Consider the following 17,227-nt stretch of genomic DNA (forward strand, 5'->3'; position numbering starts at 1 on the left):
GCGTGTGTGGGGTCATCATGGAGAAGCAAGATCTCGGAGGGGGATGCTGAATGTTGGAGGTACGATTTTCGGCACCCCTTGAGGACTGCGCTACTCGTCCTTGCGTCCGGGCCGCAGGAGTTTGCGGTAACCACCGCGCATCAACGTGAGGCCGCCTTGCACCAAGCGGATTGTCCGATTGCGCAGATCATGCGTCTTCCAGGCGTGATCGGGGATGCGCCTTTTGCCGAACAGCCCTTCGGCGATAACGCGATAACTGCCGCCGGCGCTATGCGCATCGAGCGCACGGATCGCGGCGCTCAGGCGCTCGCGCCGCTGCTTAGATAACTTGTGAAATGCAGGGCCGGGCGCGCGTCCACTCATCGCGCGCCATAGCCGTCGGGCTGCATAGGCACGCGCGCCGAAATCGCCGTCAAACGCCAGTTCGGCTGCGTATGACGCGCCTACCACGGGAGGCTCTTTCGACCAGACACGGTGATCCGTTGCCCGATGCGCAGCACGACATGCCAGCCATCGGCGGCGCGGCGTACCTGCCCCGCTGCAAGGTCGAGCAGTGGCCGGGAGGCCGAACTGCGACCGGCGGGCGACGCGACCGTGACTGGAACGACGGTCGTTAGAACCTCAGGCGCCCAAAAGATTATCTGCTCGTCGAAGGACCGCTGCGGGTCATGGGCGAAAGCAGGTGCCCCACTTCCTCCTGAACTCGGTGGTCGCTTCGCCATCTGGGCTGGTGGCGATCATCGCCTCAAAGTCGCGTCGATAGTCCGCGTTGCGGCGAAGACATTCCCAGGCGATGTCGGTGATTTCGGCGTCCTGTAGGCTCTTGTAGGAATCCGGCGACCGCCAGTCGAATTCAGGCATTGTTTCCGCCCCATTGCACACAGCTAACAACGATTGCGCCGCAATAGGTATGAACGAAGCGGTTGTAGGAAGCCCCTAGTTTGGCACCACGTGGTGCACCGGAGTGACCACCAATCAGCAAAAGAAAATAGTTCTGCCTGCGAGTCGTCAGTCGATAATTTTCTTCTATTTGGAGCCAGTGCCACGTAATAGGCGGCCCTGCTCGGTCAACCATTTGGCCCGCGCAAGGTGACTCTGATATGCGCTTCGCGCACGGTCCGGCTCCCGCACCGGATCGATGTGCAGCACGATTTGAGCGACTTCCATCCAGTCAGCCCCTTCGCTTTCGGCCTGCAGAAGGCGCATGTAGGTCACCACATGCCGCTCATCGTAGACAGTGAGAATTTGATCTGCAGGCGCAGCATCGGCGACGTCTGGGTCGAGCGGCGGCTTCCTCATAAGACTCCACGCCTTAGATTAGACAATTTCTAACACGCGGTCCGGAAGGAGCAGAAGCGTTAAAACTGTCGCGGGAGCCATCCGGAGGGTGTTTTGTCGAGAATACTCCGTGGTGAAATACTCTTCAAGGACATGCCCTCTCGCGTATGGATATACGCGAGATACTTGCAATCAATTTGCGGAAGCTCCGGCAGGCCCGTGGTTTGTCACAGGAGGAATTGGCTCATCGTGCTGAAATTGACCGCACTTATATCAGCGCACTCGAGCGAAGCGTTTATGCGGCGGGTATCGACGTTGTCGATCGGCTCGCGCGCAGCCTGGGTGTCGAGGCCGCCGACCTGCTCACTCGCCCGCCCACAAGCGCCAAGAAGAAGACTCGGGGACAGGCCGAGTGATTGATGTCGAGCCGCTCGATCCGGCGGCCGGTTTGCGCTCACTGATGCCAAGGATGAGAAGCCCCGCCCGGCGGACCGGACGGGGCTTGATGGAGTGGGCCTACTCGCCAGTCTTGCGCGGCCGCGACCACAGCAGGGTGTAGCCCTCACCGCCTTCGTCGTCGAACAGGTTCGCGTAGATCGGCCCGTTGAACGAGGGGGCGTCCAGCTTGAGCGAGAGGTAGTCGCGGCCTTCCTCGGAACGCTTCGACCAGGCTGCGCCGATCTCCGCCCGGCCCACATAGATTCGGTGGCTGGGGGCGTTGTCATTGGAGCGGTTGGTCTCGGCGACGATGCGGACGCCCTTGGCCTTCAGGCTCAGGGTGACGATCTCGCCCTGGAACTCGTTGCCGACCTTCTTGAAAGAACCGATGTTAGCCATGTCACTTCTCCTGTTGTGTTTCGAGCCCGCGACCACCGCGGCCTCGATGGCGATCTAGGGCCGAGGACGATCGGCGACGCACTCGCTCGCGGGCCGGAGCGCAGCGGAGGACGTCGTTGTGGCGACTTTCTTGTCTCGCGAGGAATGGGCGAAGCCCAGGGGAAGAAAGTCGCATCAACGGCGTTGCGGCTCAGACGATCGAGGCGAAGCCGGTCTTCGGCCAGATCAAGCCATCAACGAGGCCACGTGCGTCTGCGTGCTGAACCACAATCTCTGGAGAAGCGTGGCTATCTCGGTTCTGATGAACAAGAGGTCGGAACGATTCAGCGCGGAAAGAGAAACAATCTGCTGCAAAGGGCGCCATCGTCTCCCAGAAACGAATCGAGGCAACACCGCTCCGCCGCGGCTGCGTGGGCCAGACCGGATGCCGCCGCTTGATCAAGGAGTTCGGAGGAGGATTGCCTCTCCCGCGATCAGGCTTTAGTCATCGCTCAGCGCGCCGATCTACGCGAACCTGTTCGTCGACGAAGGCGGTGAACGGTCATCCTCTCGGGCCATGCGGCCGTAAGAACTGGTTAGGACGGATTCTCCAAGACCCCGCCCGGCTCGAACGAGCGGGTCTTCGCCAAAACCATCAAGCGCGTCCATGACGTAACGCCAATGCAGACTGCGCCGAGGCAAGCGAAGACCTCACGCCAAGCCGGCGAAGGCACCCCGATCTGGGACACCGCGAACACCACATGATAGCCGGCGACAGCCGCGGGAACAGCAAATGCTGTCGCGATCGCGATTTGCAAGGCCGAGGACCGAGTAACAGCAAAGGCGACCTGGCCTAGGACGAGCGTCAGCGCACCGCCGGCCGTTCCAAGAAGCAGCGCGCCGATGAGGCCGGCACCGCTCTGAAACGCTATCATCCCGATACTCAGGGAGACGAAAAGCGGCAACGCATACACGGCGAGTGTAAAGATCGCCCAGCAGAACAAGCCGATGCCGAGTGTGTTGAGAACAAGCCCAATAGCGAGCATGGTGGTGGCTCCATGTGCATAGATGTACCAGTCGCGCCTTCCACCACCACCACGGCGCAACTCTGGATATGAGACCGAAACGAGGCGGAGTTGCGGCGTGCAACTCCACCTTGGCGTCTTCGAGGTGACGGCGCTTACGCGCCGCCGAACTTCCAGACGGGAATGCCGAGCCGCTTTGCCTTGTCGGCAAGGTTGTCCTGAATTCCCGTGCCCGGGAAGTGCATGAGGCCGATCGGCAGGAGTTCGAGCATGGCGTCGTTCCGCTTGAAAGGCGCTGCCTTAGCATGCTTTGTCCAGTCGGGCTTGAAAGCGATCTGAGGCACCTTGCGGGTGATCGCCCATTTGGAGGCGATCAGTTCGGCCCCTTTCGGCGAGCCGCCATGGAGCAGGACCATGTCGGGATGCTTGGTGTGAGCTTTGTCGAGACGATCCCAGATCAGGTGGTGGTCGTTGAAGTCGAGCCCGCCGGTGAGTGCGATCTTCGGGCCCGCCGGCAACATGACCTCGGTCTCAGTGCGGCGCTTGGCTGCGATGAAGTCGCGGGAGTCGATCATCGCTGCGGTGAGCGTGCGGTGGTTCACCAGTGATCCCGATCGGGGACGCCAGAATGAGCCGGTGTGTGTCTCGAAGCGCTCGATGGCCTGGTCACGGAAGAGTTCCAGGCAGTTGCGGCGCTCAATCAGCGTGATGCCTTCCGCCGTAATGCGCTCGAGTTCGACGGATCGGACTTCGGAGCCGTTCTGCTCGCGCTGGCTCTTCTGCTGCGCCTGTTCGTTGTCGTCGAGTTGGCGTTCGATGCGGTCGACGGCACGATGGAACAGGTTGACAGTCGACCAGAGCAGATCGTCAAGATCCGGCTCGAGCCGAGTGTCGCTCAAGGTCGCGACCAGGGCATCGAAGATGTCGGCGACGGCTACGGCGACGATCCTGCCCTCGGGAAGCGGCCGTGGATCGGGCTGGTCGTCGAAGGGGCGGTAACCGAAGAGCTGCAATTCGGTGAGAACGTGATCGGTTGGAGAAGAGACGTGCTGCACCTCGGTGTCGTCGTGGTCGGTCATGGTGGAGAGGCCCTTTGCCGGATCGACCGCGCCCATCGCGGCCTTCGTGGCGATCACTCAGACGGCGGGCGGACCGGGCCAGAACCCGAAGGGCCGAAGCGCAGCGGAGGATGGCGGAGGCCGGCTATTTTGCTTCGCGATGCAAAGCGCGCTGGCCAGATAAATAATGTGTCTTCCATCGCCCACGCGCGGCGGAAAATAGCCGGACGCAGCCATTGCCGGCCCGAGCCGCTTGCCGTCCGATCGCCCTCCAGAAGGCCGTGGTCGCGTGCTCTTCCGGCATTGGACGCGTCGTGACCGGGCTGTCGTCCCCGATCGAAGCGCACGGGCTATTCCGCAGCTACCGTCGGAGAATGCAGGAAGCGGACGACGTCCTCCGGTACGAGTTGAAGGAGCAACGCTGCTCGGAGGGCCTCGAGGCCGAAGATGTGCAGATCTTCGTTGAAGTCGCCCAGTCGAGGCGACAGCGGGATCACTTCAATCCCGACGGCTTCCGCGCGCTGGGCAAGAATAGCCTGTCCGGCATCTCCCGCGGCATCGTCGTCGCGGGCGATATAGAGACGTCGCAGGCCAGACGGCAGCAACATCGCTGAGAGGTGATTGGCAGAGAGAGCAGCGGTCATGGGCAAGGTCGGCAGTACATAACGCAGCGACAGCATGGTCTCGATCCCCTCGCCCGCAGCGAGCACGTCGTCCACCACTCCGAAGCGAACGGCGTTGCCAAGCAGGTCGCCCATGGCCCGTCGTGGCGTGTCGATCGGGGCCTTGCCGAGCCGCACGCGATCGGAGCCGTGTGGATCTAGCCAGGTGCGATGCACGCCGGTGATCCGTCCCTCGAGGTCCGTGACCGAGCCTATCATCGCCGGCCATGTTTCGGTCGGCAAATGCTCGTCCGGTCGGTAGTAACAACGCGGGTGGAAGCGAAGGCTGCCACCATGATGGATTTGGCCTATTCCGCGGCCTTGCAAGTACGTCTCGGCTAGCGTCCCTTTAATCGGGCTTGATATCGCAAAGAGCCGACGAGCGGCTTCCTGCGATCCGGCTGGCGCGACTGAACGAATGGGTTTCGGAGCGAATTGCGGCTGTGAACGAGGCAGCTTCAGAAACCGCCTCGCCTCCTCTACGACCTCGCGAAAGTCTCGCAACGCCAGACTTTCGCGAATGATGTCGAGGAGATCACCATGTTCTCCGGTCGCGGCGTCGGTCCATTTCCCCGCGAGTCCCTTCGGCGATTCCTGGAGCCGGACGAACAACGAGCGGCCCGGCGCGTTGTGGACGTCGCCGACTACCCAGTATCGCCCCGCTCGCTTGCCGCGGGAGAGATAGTGCCTGCACACCGCCTCGGCGTCGCGCGCGAGGCGGCGTGCCAGTTCGGAGGCGTCGCGCGACATCACACAGCCTCCCGCTCACTGATGCGCGCTACCGGATAAGTGTCGAGCACTTTCGACAGGACCTCGACGCCGCTCGCGTCCGTGGGCACGAACATCCGCAGCTTCCAGGAGATGATCTCCCCAAAGAGGCCGTCAGCACGGAGGCGATCGCGCATTGTGTCGTTGAATCCCGAGAGCTCGATGCGATGTGCACCCATCACCTGGACGCGGCGAAGCTGGAGCCCCTCCGCAAGATCGATAACGGCCCGCCCCCCCATCAGCGCGGCAAAGGCTGCGCCCGGCGTCAGTGAAGGCGCGTCCGTCGCAAGGACGTTTGCGACCCACGCGGCAGAAACCTTGCGACCGATGATGCGCTCGCCCGCATCGCTCTGGAGCCGATAGACACGGGTCGATTCGTTCGGCAGCCGCTTCCAAATCGGTAGCAGCAAGCCCGCCACGACGTGGATCGTGCTTTCCGAGAACTCGGGGACCTCGGCAAGCTCCGCCAGCCATGCCGCAGCGAAGCGCTCACGGTCCGCCTCGGCCCAATGGCTTTCCGCCATCATGTTCAAGGCGACCGTGTGCTGCTCCATCGGCCGGACCAGGCGGACGCGCCGTTCGATCTCGCCGTCGTCGAGCATGACGCTCACCGCCGGGACCTGCACGGCGGCTCGTCCAGAGCGCTCATTGATTAGCAGGACAGCCTGACGATCGGAAACACGAGCAAGAGCATCGTCCAGGCCCACAGGATGGTTGCGCTGGCGCTGCGTGATCTTGAGCAGCCGGGCCTCGGCGCCGGTGCCCGGATGGGCGTAGATCGTCCGCCGGTTAGTGACGACAAAGCTTTCGGCGCGGAGCGTTTCCAGCCCGACGTCGTAGGTGCCCGACGCGACTGCGCCTTCGATCCGACCGGTCAAGAGCTGCTCGAAGGCGGTGAACAGGACATTCTGTAGGTCGATGGTGAGCGCCAAAAGCCTGTTCAGGAAGGTCGTGATCGGCGGTAGGTCATCCCTGAGCCCATTGGCATCCGTCAGTTTCAGCCCGGTGGCATCCTCGAACTCTTCGAGCGAGCAGCCTTCGACCTTGCCGCGCACCAACAACGTGTAGAGCTGACGCAACGCGTCACGCCCGTACTGGCTTTCGAGATTGTCCTCCGGCCGAAACAGGCCCTGCCCCCCGGTCTGGCGCTGGCCGCGGGTGATCGCTCCTAGCGTATCGAGCCGGCGGGCAATGGTGCTGAGAAAGCGCTTTTCGGCCTTCACATCGGTCGCGATCGGACGAAACAGCGGCGGCTGCGCCTGGTTGGTCCGATTGGTCCGGCCGAGCCCCTGGATCGCGGCGTCCGCCTTCCAGCCGGGCTCGAGCAGGTAATGGACCCGCAGGCGGCGATTCCGGGCTGACAACTCTGCATGGTAGCTCCTCCCCGTGCCGCCCGCGTCGGAGAACACGAGGATGCGCTTGAGATCGTCCATGAAGGCAGAGGTTTCGGCGAGGTTGGCGGAGCCGGCCCGGTTTTCGACGACCAGCCGGTCGCCCTTGCGAACGATGCGGCGCGAGCGGCCGGTCAATTCAGCGACCATGTCGGTGCCGAAGCGCTGCACGATCTGGTCCAGCGCGCCCGGGACCGGCGGCAGCGAGGCGAGCTCTTCGATGAGACGGTCCCGGCGAGCGACAGCTTCCCGGCTCTCGACCGGCTGACCGTCACGATAGACAGGCCGGGAGCAGAGGTTGCCCTCCTGATCGGTGAAGGGCTCGTAAAGCTGGACGGGAAAGGAATGGGCGAGATAGTCGAGAACATACTCGCGTGGGGTGATATCGACCTGTACGTCGCCCCACTCCTCAGTCGGAATCTCGGCGAGCCGACGCTCCATCAACGCCTCACCGGTCGAGACGATCTGGATGACCGCGGCGTGTCCAGACTCAAGATCGTTCTCGATCGATCGGATGAGCGACGGCGTCTTCATCGATGTCAAAAGATGCCCGAAGAAGCGCTGCTTGGCGCTTTCGAAGGCGGACCGTGCCGCAGATTTGGCCTGCCCGTTCAGCGTTCCCGTTGCGCCTGTGATGTTGGCGGCTCGCATCGCCGCATCGAGGTTGTTATTGATTACGCTGAACGCACCGGCATAGGCATCGTAAATGCGAACCTGCTCCGGCGTAAGTTGGTGCTCCACCAGGTCGTACTCGACGCCTTCGTAGGAGAGCGAGCGAGCCGCGTAGAGACCGAGCGCCTTGAGGTCACGCGCCAGCACTTCCATGGCTGCGACGCCGCCCTCCTCGATCGCTTCGACGAACTCGGCACGGGTGGCGAACGGAAAGTCGGCGCCGCCCCAAAGGCCGAGGCGTTGGGCATAAGCGAGATTATGAACCGTGGTGGCGCCAGTCACGCTGTGCATCTTCGATCAGCTTGTCCGACTTGCTGATCCAGACCGCGCGGCGGCGGCCCTTGAGCCAGTTGTCGAGCAGGATCCCCGCGACCTGCCGCCCCTTGCCCGCCCCGGTGCCATCGCCCAAGAACCAGCCACGTCGAAAGCGGACGGCATTCTCTGCGTCGTCGCGCGCGGCGGCCAGAACATCAAAGGTCGCGTCGACCGTCCAGGAGCCCGAGAGAAACTCAGAATGCGCCTCGCCTGCATAGATGACGCTCTCGAGCTGAGCGTCCGACAGAAGTCCGTCTGCCATAACATTGACGGGCAGGTGCGGACGATAGGATGGCTTCGGTGGCGCAACGGAAGCCATCGCCGCGGATTGAACGAGTTTGGTCGGATGTGCGCACGATCCCGAAATACGGATCGACTGCAATCCATACTCCTCGTAAAGTGCATCGGTCAGCCGGCCGCCTTCCGGCGGCGACCATTCGACCGTTTCGTACGCAAGTTCGACACCTTCTGGCGCTGCGGTTATCGAAGAGGACGAAGAAGTTGGTGCAACGGGGCCGACCGATCGTGACGTTGCTGGCCGCCCGATAGCAGCGATCTCCGATGGTGAGGCGACGGGCAGCCTTTCAGGCACTTGCTGGTTCACCCAGCCAAGCAAGGTCGCGACATCGCCCGCCATTCCTGGCGAGGCAGGAAAAGCTTTCGGATCTGCGGCGGGCAGCTTGTCGATCACAAGCAGCCTCGTATCCGTCCGAGTGCCATGCTTGGTGTAAAAGCTGCCGTCGAGAGCCGCAGAAAAGACGACCCGCCCGCGTTCCTGGAGCCGCACAAAGGCATCTCGCCATGTCGGGTTATCCGGCGCGAAGCTCGCGCCAGCGATGGCGACGAGGCGTCCACCGTCGCAAAGACGCGCGAACGCCGAAGCGACGTGGCGGAGAGCCGCATCCGCCATCCGTCGATCGACATTGGCCAACGCGGAGAACGGCGGGTTCATCAGTACGACGCTTGGTACGAAACTGGCGTCGAGATGATCGTCGATCTGGGCGGCGTCGAACCGCGTAACCTTAACGCTTGCGAAGAGATGATCGAGCAGCGACGCGCGGGCCTCGGCCAGTTCGTTCATCACCAAGGCACCGCCAGCGAGCTCGGCAAACACGGCGAGCAAACCGGTCCCCGCGGAGGGCTCCAGGACGCGATCGGCCGGCGTAATGCCGGCTGCGGTGCATGCCGCAAGCCCGAGCTGGATCGGTGTCGAGAATTGCTGAAGCGCCTGACTGTCCTCGGAACGCCGCGTATGGGTCGGCAAACAGCTCGCGACCTTCACAAGCATCGGCAGCATGGCGACGGTCGAGCCGGCCTTGGCGCGCATGGCCGGGCCGAACTTGCGAAGGAACAGAACGGTTGCCGCCTCGCAGACGTCATAGGCGGTTTTCCAGTTCCAAACGCCGGCTGTGTCCGAAGCGCCAAAGGCGGCTTCCATGGCGCTACGCAAAACAGCGGCATCGATGCGCCGGCCGCGTTCGAGCTCGGTCAGAAGCTGTCGCGCGGCCCTGACGGCGGCTGAGGTGAGATTTGCAGCGGCACGCATGGAGAGCGGCGTGGCGACGCCGCCGGCAAGAGATTCGGTCATGGCAGGATTTCTTTCGGAGAGCAGGAACGAGTCGAACCATCAGGCGCTCTCCTCCGCCCCAACGGCTCAAACCCTTCCCGGCCTAGCTCTCCCTCTGAGCCCTCGCCCATAAGAATGGGGACCGGCATTCTGCACCGGTCCCCAAGCAACTGCAGGACGGCCGGAGCCGTCCCGCTTTGTGTTTTCACTCGGCCGCGTCGAGCTGTTGCGGATCGTCGTCGCTGGCGTTCTCTTGATCCTCATCATCGGCGAGGAATTCGGGAAGCGGGCCCGCTTCGCCCTCCTGTCCCACTGGCGCCGCATCGGGATCGACGAGACGCAGCGGCTCCGGCAACCAACCCGAGCCATCCAGAAGGCGCTCGGCCTCCTTGGCCATGTCGGCCTTCTTCAGATGGTCGATCAGTTGCGCCGACAACTCGCCCTTCGCTTCCCGCACGGCCTCCAGAATACGCGGCTTGGTGACCCGGCCGAAATAGTTGTCGATGGTCGCTCGCCAGCCAGCCTGCGCCATGTCAAGCCCGACCGCGCGCGCCAGCACGTCAGCCTGGTCAAGACGCGTGCGGACACCGTGCGCGGAGACGCGGCCCTGATTGGCGCGATTGGCCGGTTCAAAGACGGCGTTGACCGCGAATGACGCGCAGTGGGCGAACAGCGATGCCTGTGCACCACCATCGAGAGCCGTCAGCGTGTCCCACAGATCGTTCTCGCTCTTCGGCAACCGTGCCTTCCAGGCTTCATGCCGCGCCTCGACAGCCTTGGCCGAGACGCTTTCTCGCAGCCCCGGAGCTTGAGCGGGAAAATTTGGCGTGCGAAGGCCGATCTCAAGACAGCTCCCGGACGAGGCGAACCGGTAAAAGGCCGTCAGCACGAAGTTATGCAGCACCGCCTGGAACGCGACCGCTGGATTTTCTGCCAGCGCATCCCGCAATGCCAGCGTACGATGCGCCGTCAGCTCGATAATCAGCCGATCCGGCAGAGGCCTGGCCGCGTCCTCATCATCTTCTTCAGCATCAGGAGCACTACCTGCGACCGCTATGACCGAGCGCTGGACGGAAGAGCCCCCTCCTTGACCTTCGGTCGACGACGCATCAGCGCCCTGCTCGGCATCAGGATCGGCTGCCGGCACCTCGTCCTCTGGCCGGACGTAACCCCGGTCCACGGAGAGGCGCCCTTCGGAATCGATGCTGATGAAGACGCCGGCTCGGGCGATCTCCGACTGATCATAAAGCATCGGCCGGTCTTCGAATGCCGCCAGTGCCGACTCGATTGCGCCGAGACGCTGATCGACCTCGTCGGGCAATTCGTCGGCATCCTGATAATCGGTTTGGAGCTTGGCCTGCTCGGCGTTCAGCGCATCGATGGTGGCCTGCTCCTCAGGCGAGAGATCGACAGGTCTGCCCTCGATTTCTCTTAGGCCTTGGATGTGACCGTAGGGGAACTCTACGGCGATCGATATCCACTTCCAACCTTCGGCGGCAATCGTCTCAGCCTCGGCCTTGAGCTTTTCGGTTACGAGGCGGTCGAGCAGCACGACGTCCTGAAGCCAGCCGCCGTCGTCGTGCTCGAACAGATCCCGCAGAACGCCGCCACCCGCGTTCTGATAGGCATCAAGGCCCACAAATTGGGCGCGGCGATCGGACCAGCGTACGGTGTTCTCGGTGAGCAAGCGCCGGATAAGGTAAGGCTCGTCATAGCCGGAACGGCTGACATTCTCCCAGACTTGCTCCTGGCGGGCGTGATCGGCCGTGACCGAGAACGCCATGAGCTGCTCGAGAGTCATGCCGTCTTCGGCATAGACTTCATGCAGCTTCGGCGACACCGACGCCAGCCGTAGGCGCTGCTTGACAATTGCAGGGTTCACGAAATGGCGGGCGGCAATGTCTTCCTCGCTCATGCCGAGATCGCGGAGTGTCTGGAAGGCCCGAAACTGATCGAGCGGGTGCAGGCCGACCCGCTCATCGTTCTCCGCCACCGAATCGTCCTCCGCAATGCCCCCTTCGCGAACAACGCAGGGCACCGCCTGCGACTTCGACATCCGCTTTTGCTTCACCAGAAGCTCGAGAGCGCGATAACGCCTGCCACCCGCCGGCACCTCGAACATGCCGGTCTCGTTGCCAGCTGCATCAACAACGGCCCGGACACTCAGACTTTGCAGAAGCGTACGCTGCGCGATGCTCTCGGCTAGCTGCTCGATCGAAACACCGGCCTTGACGCGGCGAACGTTCGACTGGCTGAGCACGAGCTTATTGAAGGGAATGTCCCGGGAAGGCGACAGCGTGATCTTTTGGACGGCTTTCGTCATTTTGGCTCTCCACGACGGGCGGCCGTGAGACTCTCTCTTGGCTTCCAACCCGTCGCGAACAGCCTCCCCTCCTCTCACTCTCGCGCGGCCACCAGGCCAAGCATCACGCCGTCTCGTGATCGGCGACAGCCGAATCCAACGATGCGGGCTCAATGGACCCGGGAACGAAGCCGAGCAAATAGTCCACGGCCTTGCTCGCCTGTGAGGCGGCACGCACGATGGCCCGACTGTCTTCACGTAGGACTTCAAGCCAGGAACCGATATAGTCGGCATGGCGCACGGTCGGGACGATCCCGAGCGATGCGCAGCTGAAAGCGGAGCTCAACTCGGCGACCAGTTCTTCAAAGGCATATTTCTTCGTACCGTAGGATCCGCTCTGGTCGCGATTGAGGCGCGAGGGATGCCCGGTCGCATGGCCGAGTTCATGCAAGGCCGTACGGTGCCAGTTGATGGGTTCGAAATAGGCCTGCGGTGGCGGGACCTGAACATAGTCTTCGGCTGTTGCGTAGAATGCGCGATCTCCACCAATGCGAAATGGAATTCCGCTGGCCTTGATGAGGGCGTCAACCGTGGGTTCAATCAGGCCAGCCGGCGGTGGCGGAGCAGCGGTTGCGATGCCGTCTGGCAGTTCCTCGCACTGATCGACGTTGAAAACGGTAAATCGTTTGAGGAATGGAATCGTCTGCGCGTCTTCACCGGTCTCGGCGGCGCGGCGCTTTTCGTCATTCGGCACGAAACGATCTGCGTAAACAACAGTAGTACCGCGCTCTCCCTTGCGAACGTGGCCGCCAAGCGAGAGCGCCTGACGAAAGGTGAGCCAACTTTGACCTGTAAATCCGCGTTCGATCACGGCTCCCCAGAGGATGAGGATGTTCACCCCACTGTATTGCCGGTTGGTCGACGCGTTTTTCGGCATGGCCAGCGGCGCTTTCGCCGCGGCAGTACCCCAGGGCTGAACCCAGGGGACACGTCCGGCCTCAAGCTCGGCAATGATCTTATCGGTGATTTCGCTATAGAGGTTCGCCCGGTCGTGGCCGGCGCGCGCGCAAGCATTAAGGTTTGACATCGCGGGTCTCCGCGACGGGCACCGCGAGCCTCTCTCGCAGCTTTTAACCCGCCACGAAAAAACCCAGCCTGCACTCTTACTTTCAGCCTCTAGCGCCATCTACCTGGGACCCAGGCCCGATCAGGCGTGTGCACAAGGGCGCATCGCCTCAAGGGAAAATGGCACCCGGAGAGCGTGAGCATAGCGACCCGAAGGGGCACGCGGGTCCGAGTGCAGCGACGACACCGGTTCAATAGCGGCACCCGGGAACGGGGCAGTGATAGCGATCGCCGCAGGCGAGCCCCTTTCCCGAGTGCCCCCGGCGAGGAGCACCAAAGCTCTGGCGCGAGGGATCGAAGCCGCAAGGCCGAGACGCTGCGCGGCTCGGTTCACGAGAGCGCGGTGCGGCCCTGGCCGCACGCGCCAAAACCTGAGCGAACATGATGCGGGCAATGATACGAGAACCGCCTGGCATTTTCACAGGGGTCTCACAATTGTGGAAGAGAGGTCTGTGGGCGGAGCGAAAGCGAAGACCACTCGCGGACGCGGCGAAAGAGGCACCCGCAGGAGGGTCAGCATAGCGCCGACGCGTAGCGGCGGGACCCGGGACCGAGTGCCGTCGCGAGACCGGTTAAGAAGGCACCCGACCCGAAGGGCAGTGATAGCGACGCCGGCATGCAATGACGGCGGGCCCGAGGGCGAGTGCCTCCGGCGAGCGACTCAATGCGGCTTCACGTCTGCTTGGTATCAATTTTGCTTTTGTGATAACGTCTCACTCGTGCGCATGTCTATGCACGTCGTGGGCATGTTCACTGAGAGCCAATTCTTACAGAGGACGACATGGCCAAGAAAGCGAAGAAGGCAAAGAAGACGACGAAATCAGCTACCAAGAAGGTGGCGAAGAAGACTTCAAAGAAAAAGAAGTAGTCGTATCGGCTACTGATCTATTGCCGCCTCCGGGTCGCAACCCGGATGAAAAGCGAGACCTTCCCAAAGGATATGAAGCGTCCTTTGCAGCCGTTTGGTATCGCGGCACGCTAAGATAAAGCCGGACCTTTGTGCAGGTGGCTGCTGCATAAAGGTCCGGTTTTTCGTTTCTGTCCCGCGAGGGAATTATCTTCTCGTGCGCAAGGGATCGAAGCCGCAAGGCCGAGACGCTGCGCGACTCGGTTCACGAGAGCCCGGTGCGGCGACAGCCGCACGCGCAAAACGGACCAAGAAGCAACCACCTGTGCTCGGACGTCTGAAGCATCGGAAAACGGTTCTTCTGTTCGTTTTTGTCCACCCTAGCATCTGGCCGGGCGGAAAATTCGGCCTTTGAAGGACCACGAGATCCCACGATCCGGAATCCCAGTCGTGTGTTAGCGATGGGGAACGTCTGCGGGACTAAACGATTCGTCTCAGCATGGGAGAACCTTCAATGCTGATGACCAAGCAGAGACGGCCAGCGTTCCGCACCCTGCGCGGTTGGGCGATCAACGTGCTGAACGAAGCCGGCGCCATCCGCGAGTGCGAGGAGCACGGTTGGATGCAAGACCGTGCCGATCCGCATGCACGAGAGCGGGCCTTCGACATCGCCCGTCGAGATCCGCCAGCAGACGTATCCCGTCAGGCAGTGGAGGCCGCGATTCGCGACGCGCTGGACTCGATTGGTGATACCTGCCCAGAATGCCCTCCTGACGAGGAGGACCGGCTCTAGGCCCCGACGCCGACCCTACTCCGCCTCAGCGGCGCAGCCGTTTCTCCACGCGCTTGCGCGCGTTGCCGACCTTTTTGACGGCCTTCTTCACCGCTGGCGCCGACCTTCCGGTTTTCTTTGCCTCGTACTGCACTTCGTAGTCCTGCCCGCCTGCCACCCGCGCCCGGTCCTGCCTTCGTCCGCGCGCCGTTTTGCTCTTTTTTGCTCCCGCCATGGGTGCCTCCTGTTGTGACATCGAAGCAACGCGACAGGGATTCGCAGGTTCCGGAACGATTCGAACTGTGCCAATTTGAATCGTCTGTAGCGTGGAGTTCTTCAGTGGCGTTTCAGCGTAAAAAGCAGGCGGTTATCGGCGTCAACGCGCCTTTCCCCGGCTTCATCGAACCGGCCCTGGCCACCTCGAGCGATAAGGTGCCGTCCCTGCATTACGCCACACGCACTGAAGGATTGGCCCTTGAATGAGCCGGACGTCGACCCTGCCCAAGCGCTTACAGCCAATGCTCGCTACGCTCACCGACGCGCCGTTCGACGACCCCGACTGGGTTTTCGAGGATAAGTACGATGGCTTCCGGATGATCGCGGAAGTCCGGCGGGGCAAGGTTTCGCTCTACAGCCGCAACGGCAAGATCATCAGCCGCAGCTATATCGAGGTCGCCAAAGCGCTGGAGGGCGTGAAGGGCGACGCCGTGATCGATGGCGAACTCGTTGCGATCGGAAAGGACGGCGTCTCGCATTTCCAGCTACTTCAGAACGCATTGCGGCATGAAGCGAAGCTCCTGTATTGCGCGTTCGATCTCATGTTTCAGAACACAGTTGACTTGCGCAAACAGCCTCTTCTCGAGCGCAAGGAACGGCTGAAAGCGATCTTGCCGCGTCACCGGCTGATTACCTTCAGCCGTCACCGCAAAGCGAGCGGCACAAAATTCTTCGCCGAGGCCGAGCGGAAGGGTTTGGAAGGCGTCATGGCGAAGCGCGCCGACAGCGCGTATGCGTCCGGAAGCCGGACGGCGGATTGGCTGAAGATCAAGACAGCAAAGCGGCAGGAAGTGGTGATCGCGGGCTTCACGGCGCCGAGGCGTACAAGACCATACTTCGGCGCCCTGGTCCTCGCCGTACGGGAAGACGACACATGGCGCTATATCGGACATGTTGGCACTGGCTTCAGCCACAAGGTCCTGGAAGACCTCCACACCAAACTCATGAAGCTGACGACCCCGAAATCGCCCTTCCCTGCCAAAGTGAAGGACGAGGCTGCCACGACCTGGGTCAAGCCCTCGTTGGTTGCCGAGGTCAAATTTGCGGAGTGGACGAGTAAGGGCGAACTGCGCCAGCCCGTCTACCTCGGGCTCAGGTCCGACAAGCGGGCGAAGGACGTCGTGCGAGAGCGAGAACGTCCGCGCAAGTAGTGCTTCCCTTCGGCGAAAGCCGGCAAAAAGGTTTGACGCACCCTCCGCCGACACTCACTCGCCTCCAAGGTCGTGGATTTCCGGTCGCATGCCGTCAGGCGTGAGTTCGAGCGTCGCAAACGTGATCGGCAGCTGGAAACGGCGAGGTCCCGCGCTGCCGGGATTCAGGTAGAGAATGCCACCGACCGTGTCGATCTTCGGCACGTGGGAATGCCCGGAGACGATGACGTCGATGCCGGCGCCGGGATCGACCTTCAGCGTCTTCAGGTCGTGCAGAACGTAGATCGACTTGTCCGCCAGACGTACGAGTTTCGTGTCGGGGTAGTCGCGAGCCCACTCGCCACTGTCCACGTTTCCACGAATGGCGGTGACAGGGGCGATCCGGCGAAGTGCGTCAACGATCTCGGGGCGCCCGATGTCGCCGGCATGGATGATATGATCGACGTCCGCCAGGCCTCGTTCCGCCTCGGGCCTCAACAGGCCGTGCGTGTCCGAAATGATTCCAATCCTGAAGATCATTTCCCGGCGCTCTCAACGGCGATCGCCAAAAGACGATCGAGAAGCTCTACCTGCCCGGACAGCATCTTCTTCCGCGCAAACTCGATATCGAACCATTCCGCGCGGTCGACTTCGGGAAAGCTCTGCCGTCGACCGCTTCGTGGCGGCCATTCGATATCGAAGGTATTGCTGGTTAGCGCAGCTGGGTCAAAATGGCCCTCGCCGGCGAATGCGATGACGCGCTTCCCACCGTGCTGTCGGATCTCCCCCAGCGGCTGGAGCGGACCAATCGAAGCACTCGGACCGAGTTCTTCGGCAAACTCGCGCCGCGCGACCTGCTCCGGAGCATCCGCGGCGTCGATTTCGCCCTTAGGAATGGACCAGGCGCCATCATCCTTATTGCGCCAGAACGGACCGCCGGGATGAACGAGCAGTACCTCGAGCCCCCGCGCTCCCTTGCGGTATGCGAGAATGCCCGCGCTCAAGGTCGATCTCCTGGAAGTCTTGTTCACCGCAGCCATATCGCCCCTACTTTGCAGAGCAGTCGAATGCCGGCGAGCCGTCCTGCCATACTGGACCGCGCTCGCTGCTTAGCCTCGTCCACGGCCCTATGCAGCGCGGCTTCGGCCTCGCGGTCGGCCGCCTTGCTGGCGCGCGCACCGACCCGCCGGGCCGCCACTAGACGGCCGACAATACGATCTCGG

General features: G+C 62.5%; 16 protein-coding genes and 1 pseudogene. 4 read left to right on the forward strand and 13 right to left on the reverse strand.

From position 1 onward, the window contains the following. Positions 1-90 precede the first annotated feature (90 nt). The 3 genes from E4K64_RS41320 to E4K64_RS32795 form a co-directional block, all read right to left on the reverse strand. Entirely contained in the window at positions 91-450 is a 360-nt protein-coding gene (locus E4K64_RS41320; RefSeq protein ID WP_235884850.1) for a DUF2285 domain-containing protein, read from the reverse strand. A gap of 216 nt (positions 451-666) precedes the next feature. Then, positions 667-861, reverse strand: a complete 195-nt coding sequence (locus E4K64_RS32790; protein WP_126259270.1) for a transcriptional regulator domain-containing protein — start codon at positions 859-861, stop codon at positions 667-669. 165 nt (positions 862-1,026) lie between these two features. Then, positions 1,027-1,299 (reverse strand): DUF2285 domain-containing protein, encoded by a 273-nt coding sequence (locus E4K64_RS32795; protein ID WP_126259269.1) that lies wholly within the window; start codon positions 1,297-1,299, stop codon positions 1,027-1,029. A gap of 146 nt (positions 1,300-1,445) precedes the next feature. Between E4K64_RS32795 and E4K64_RS32800 the strand changes: the two genes are divergently transcribed. Beyond that, positions 1,446-1,694 carry a helix-turn-helix domain-containing protein gene (locus E4K64_RS32800; protein ID WP_126259268.1) on the forward strand — a complete coding sequence of 83 codons (249 nt, stop codon included), beginning with the start codon at positions 1,446-1,448 and terminating at the stop codon, positions 1,692-1,694. 100 nt (positions 1,695-1,794) lie between these two features. On the opposite strand, the gene E4K64_RS32805 is transcribed toward E4K64_RS32800, so the two are convergent. The 7 genes and pseudogenes from E4K64_RS32805 to E4K64_RS32855 form a co-directional block, all read right to left on the reverse strand. Beyond that, entirely contained in the window at positions 1,795-2,115 is a 321-nt protein-coding gene (locus tag E4K64_RS32805; RefSeq protein WP_126259267.1) for a DUF736 domain-containing protein, read from the reverse strand. A 575-nt stretch (positions 2,116-2,690) separates the two neighbouring features. After that, positions 2,691-3,140: a hypothetical protein gene (locus E4K64_RS32815; protein ID WP_126259265.1), complete on the reverse strand. Its 450-nt coding sequence runs from the start codon at positions 3,138-3,140 to the stop codon at positions 2,691-2,693. Between the two features lie 134 nt (positions 3,141-3,274). Then, positions 3,275-4,198: a DUF2493 domain-containing protein gene (locus E4K64_RS32820; RefSeq protein WP_135167082.1), complete on the reverse strand. Its 924-nt coding sequence runs from the start codon at positions 4,196-4,198 to the stop codon at positions 3,275-3,277. A gap of 329 nt (positions 4,199-4,527) precedes the next feature. Next, a complete protein-coding gene (locus tag E4K64_RS32825) occupies positions 4,528-5,589 on the reverse strand; it encodes a DUF7146 domain-containing protein (RefSeq protein ID WP_126259264.1) in 1,062 nt (353 codons plus the stop codon). Beyond that, positions 5,589-9,573, reverse strand: a pseudogene (locus tag E4K64_RS40675) (strawberry notch C-terminal domain-containing protein). Before E4K64_RS40675 ends, E4K64_RS32825 begins: the two are co-directional and overlap by 1 nt. A 184-nt stretch (positions 9,574-9,757) precedes the next feature. Further along, entirely contained in the window at positions 9,758-11,875 is a 2,118-nt protein-coding gene (locus tag E4K64_RS40680) for a ParB/RepB/Spo0J family partition protein (protein WP_126259263.1), read from the reverse strand. 103 nt (positions 11,876-11,978) lie between these two features. Continuing rightward, complete coding sequence (locus tag E4K64_RS32855) at positions 11,979-12,941, reverse strand: ArdC family protein (RefSeq protein ID WP_126259262.1); 963 nt, start codon at positions 12,939-12,941, stop codon at positions 11,979-11,981. Between the two features lie 1,399 nt (positions 12,942-14,340). Between E4K64_RS32855 and E4K64_RS32860 the strand changes: the two genes are divergently transcribed. Next, complete coding sequence (locus tag E4K64_RS32860; RefSeq protein ID WP_126259261.1) at positions 14,341-14,619, forward strand: hypothetical protein; 279 nt, start codon at positions 14,341-14,343, stop codon at positions 14,617-14,619. Positions 14,620-14,644: 25 nt separating this feature from the next. Here the strand turns inward: E4K64_RS32860 and E4K64_RS32865 are convergent, their stop codons facing one another. Further along, on the reverse strand, positions 14,645-14,833 hold the full coding sequence (locus E4K64_RS32865; protein WP_126259260.1) for a DUF3606 domain-containing protein: 189 nt from the start codon (positions 14,831-14,833) through the stop codon (positions 14,645-14,647). A gap of 104 nt (positions 14,834-14,937) precedes the next feature. Here E4K64_RS32865 and E4K64_RS32870 point away from each other — a divergent pair, with 104 nt between their 5' ends. Beyond that, the gene (locus tag E4K64_RS32870; protein ID WP_235884851.1) at positions 14,938-15,081 is read left to right on the forward strand and encodes a hypothetical protein; all 144 of its coding nucleotides are present in this window, start codon (positions 14,938-14,940) and stop codon (positions 15,079-15,081) included. Next, entirely contained in the window at positions 15,078-16,025 is a 948-nt protein-coding gene (ligD, locus tag E4K64_RS32875) for a non-homologous end-joining DNA ligase (protein WP_126259259.1), read from the forward strand. Before E4K64_RS32870 ends, ligD begins: the two co-directional genes overlap by 4 nt. Positions 16,026-16,079: 54 nt before the next feature. Here ligD and E4K64_RS32880 read toward each other — a convergent pair whose 3' ends face one another. Together E4K64_RS32880 and E4K64_RS32885 are read right to left on the reverse strand one after the other, a co-directional pair. Continuing rightward, the gene (locus tag E4K64_RS32880) at positions 16,080-16,544 is read right to left on the reverse strand and encodes a metallophosphoesterase family protein (protein WP_135167068.1); all 465 of its coding nucleotides are present in this window, start codon (positions 16,542-16,544) and stop codon (positions 16,080-16,082) included. Then, positions 16,541-17,044: an NUDIX hydrolase gene (locus E4K64_RS32885; protein ID WP_126259258.1), complete on the reverse strand. Its 504-nt coding sequence runs from the start codon at positions 17,042-17,044 to the stop codon at positions 16,541-16,543. Before E4K64_RS32885 ends, E4K64_RS32880 begins: the two co-directional genes overlap by 4 nt. Between the last annotated feature and the right edge of the window lie 183 nt (positions 17,045-17,227).

This window comes from Bradyrhizobium frederickii, from assembly GCF_004570865.1.
GTDB classification, from domain to species: Bacteria; Pseudomonadota; Alphaproteobacteria; order Rhizobiales; family Xanthobacteraceae; genus Bradyrhizobium; species Bradyrhizobium frederickii.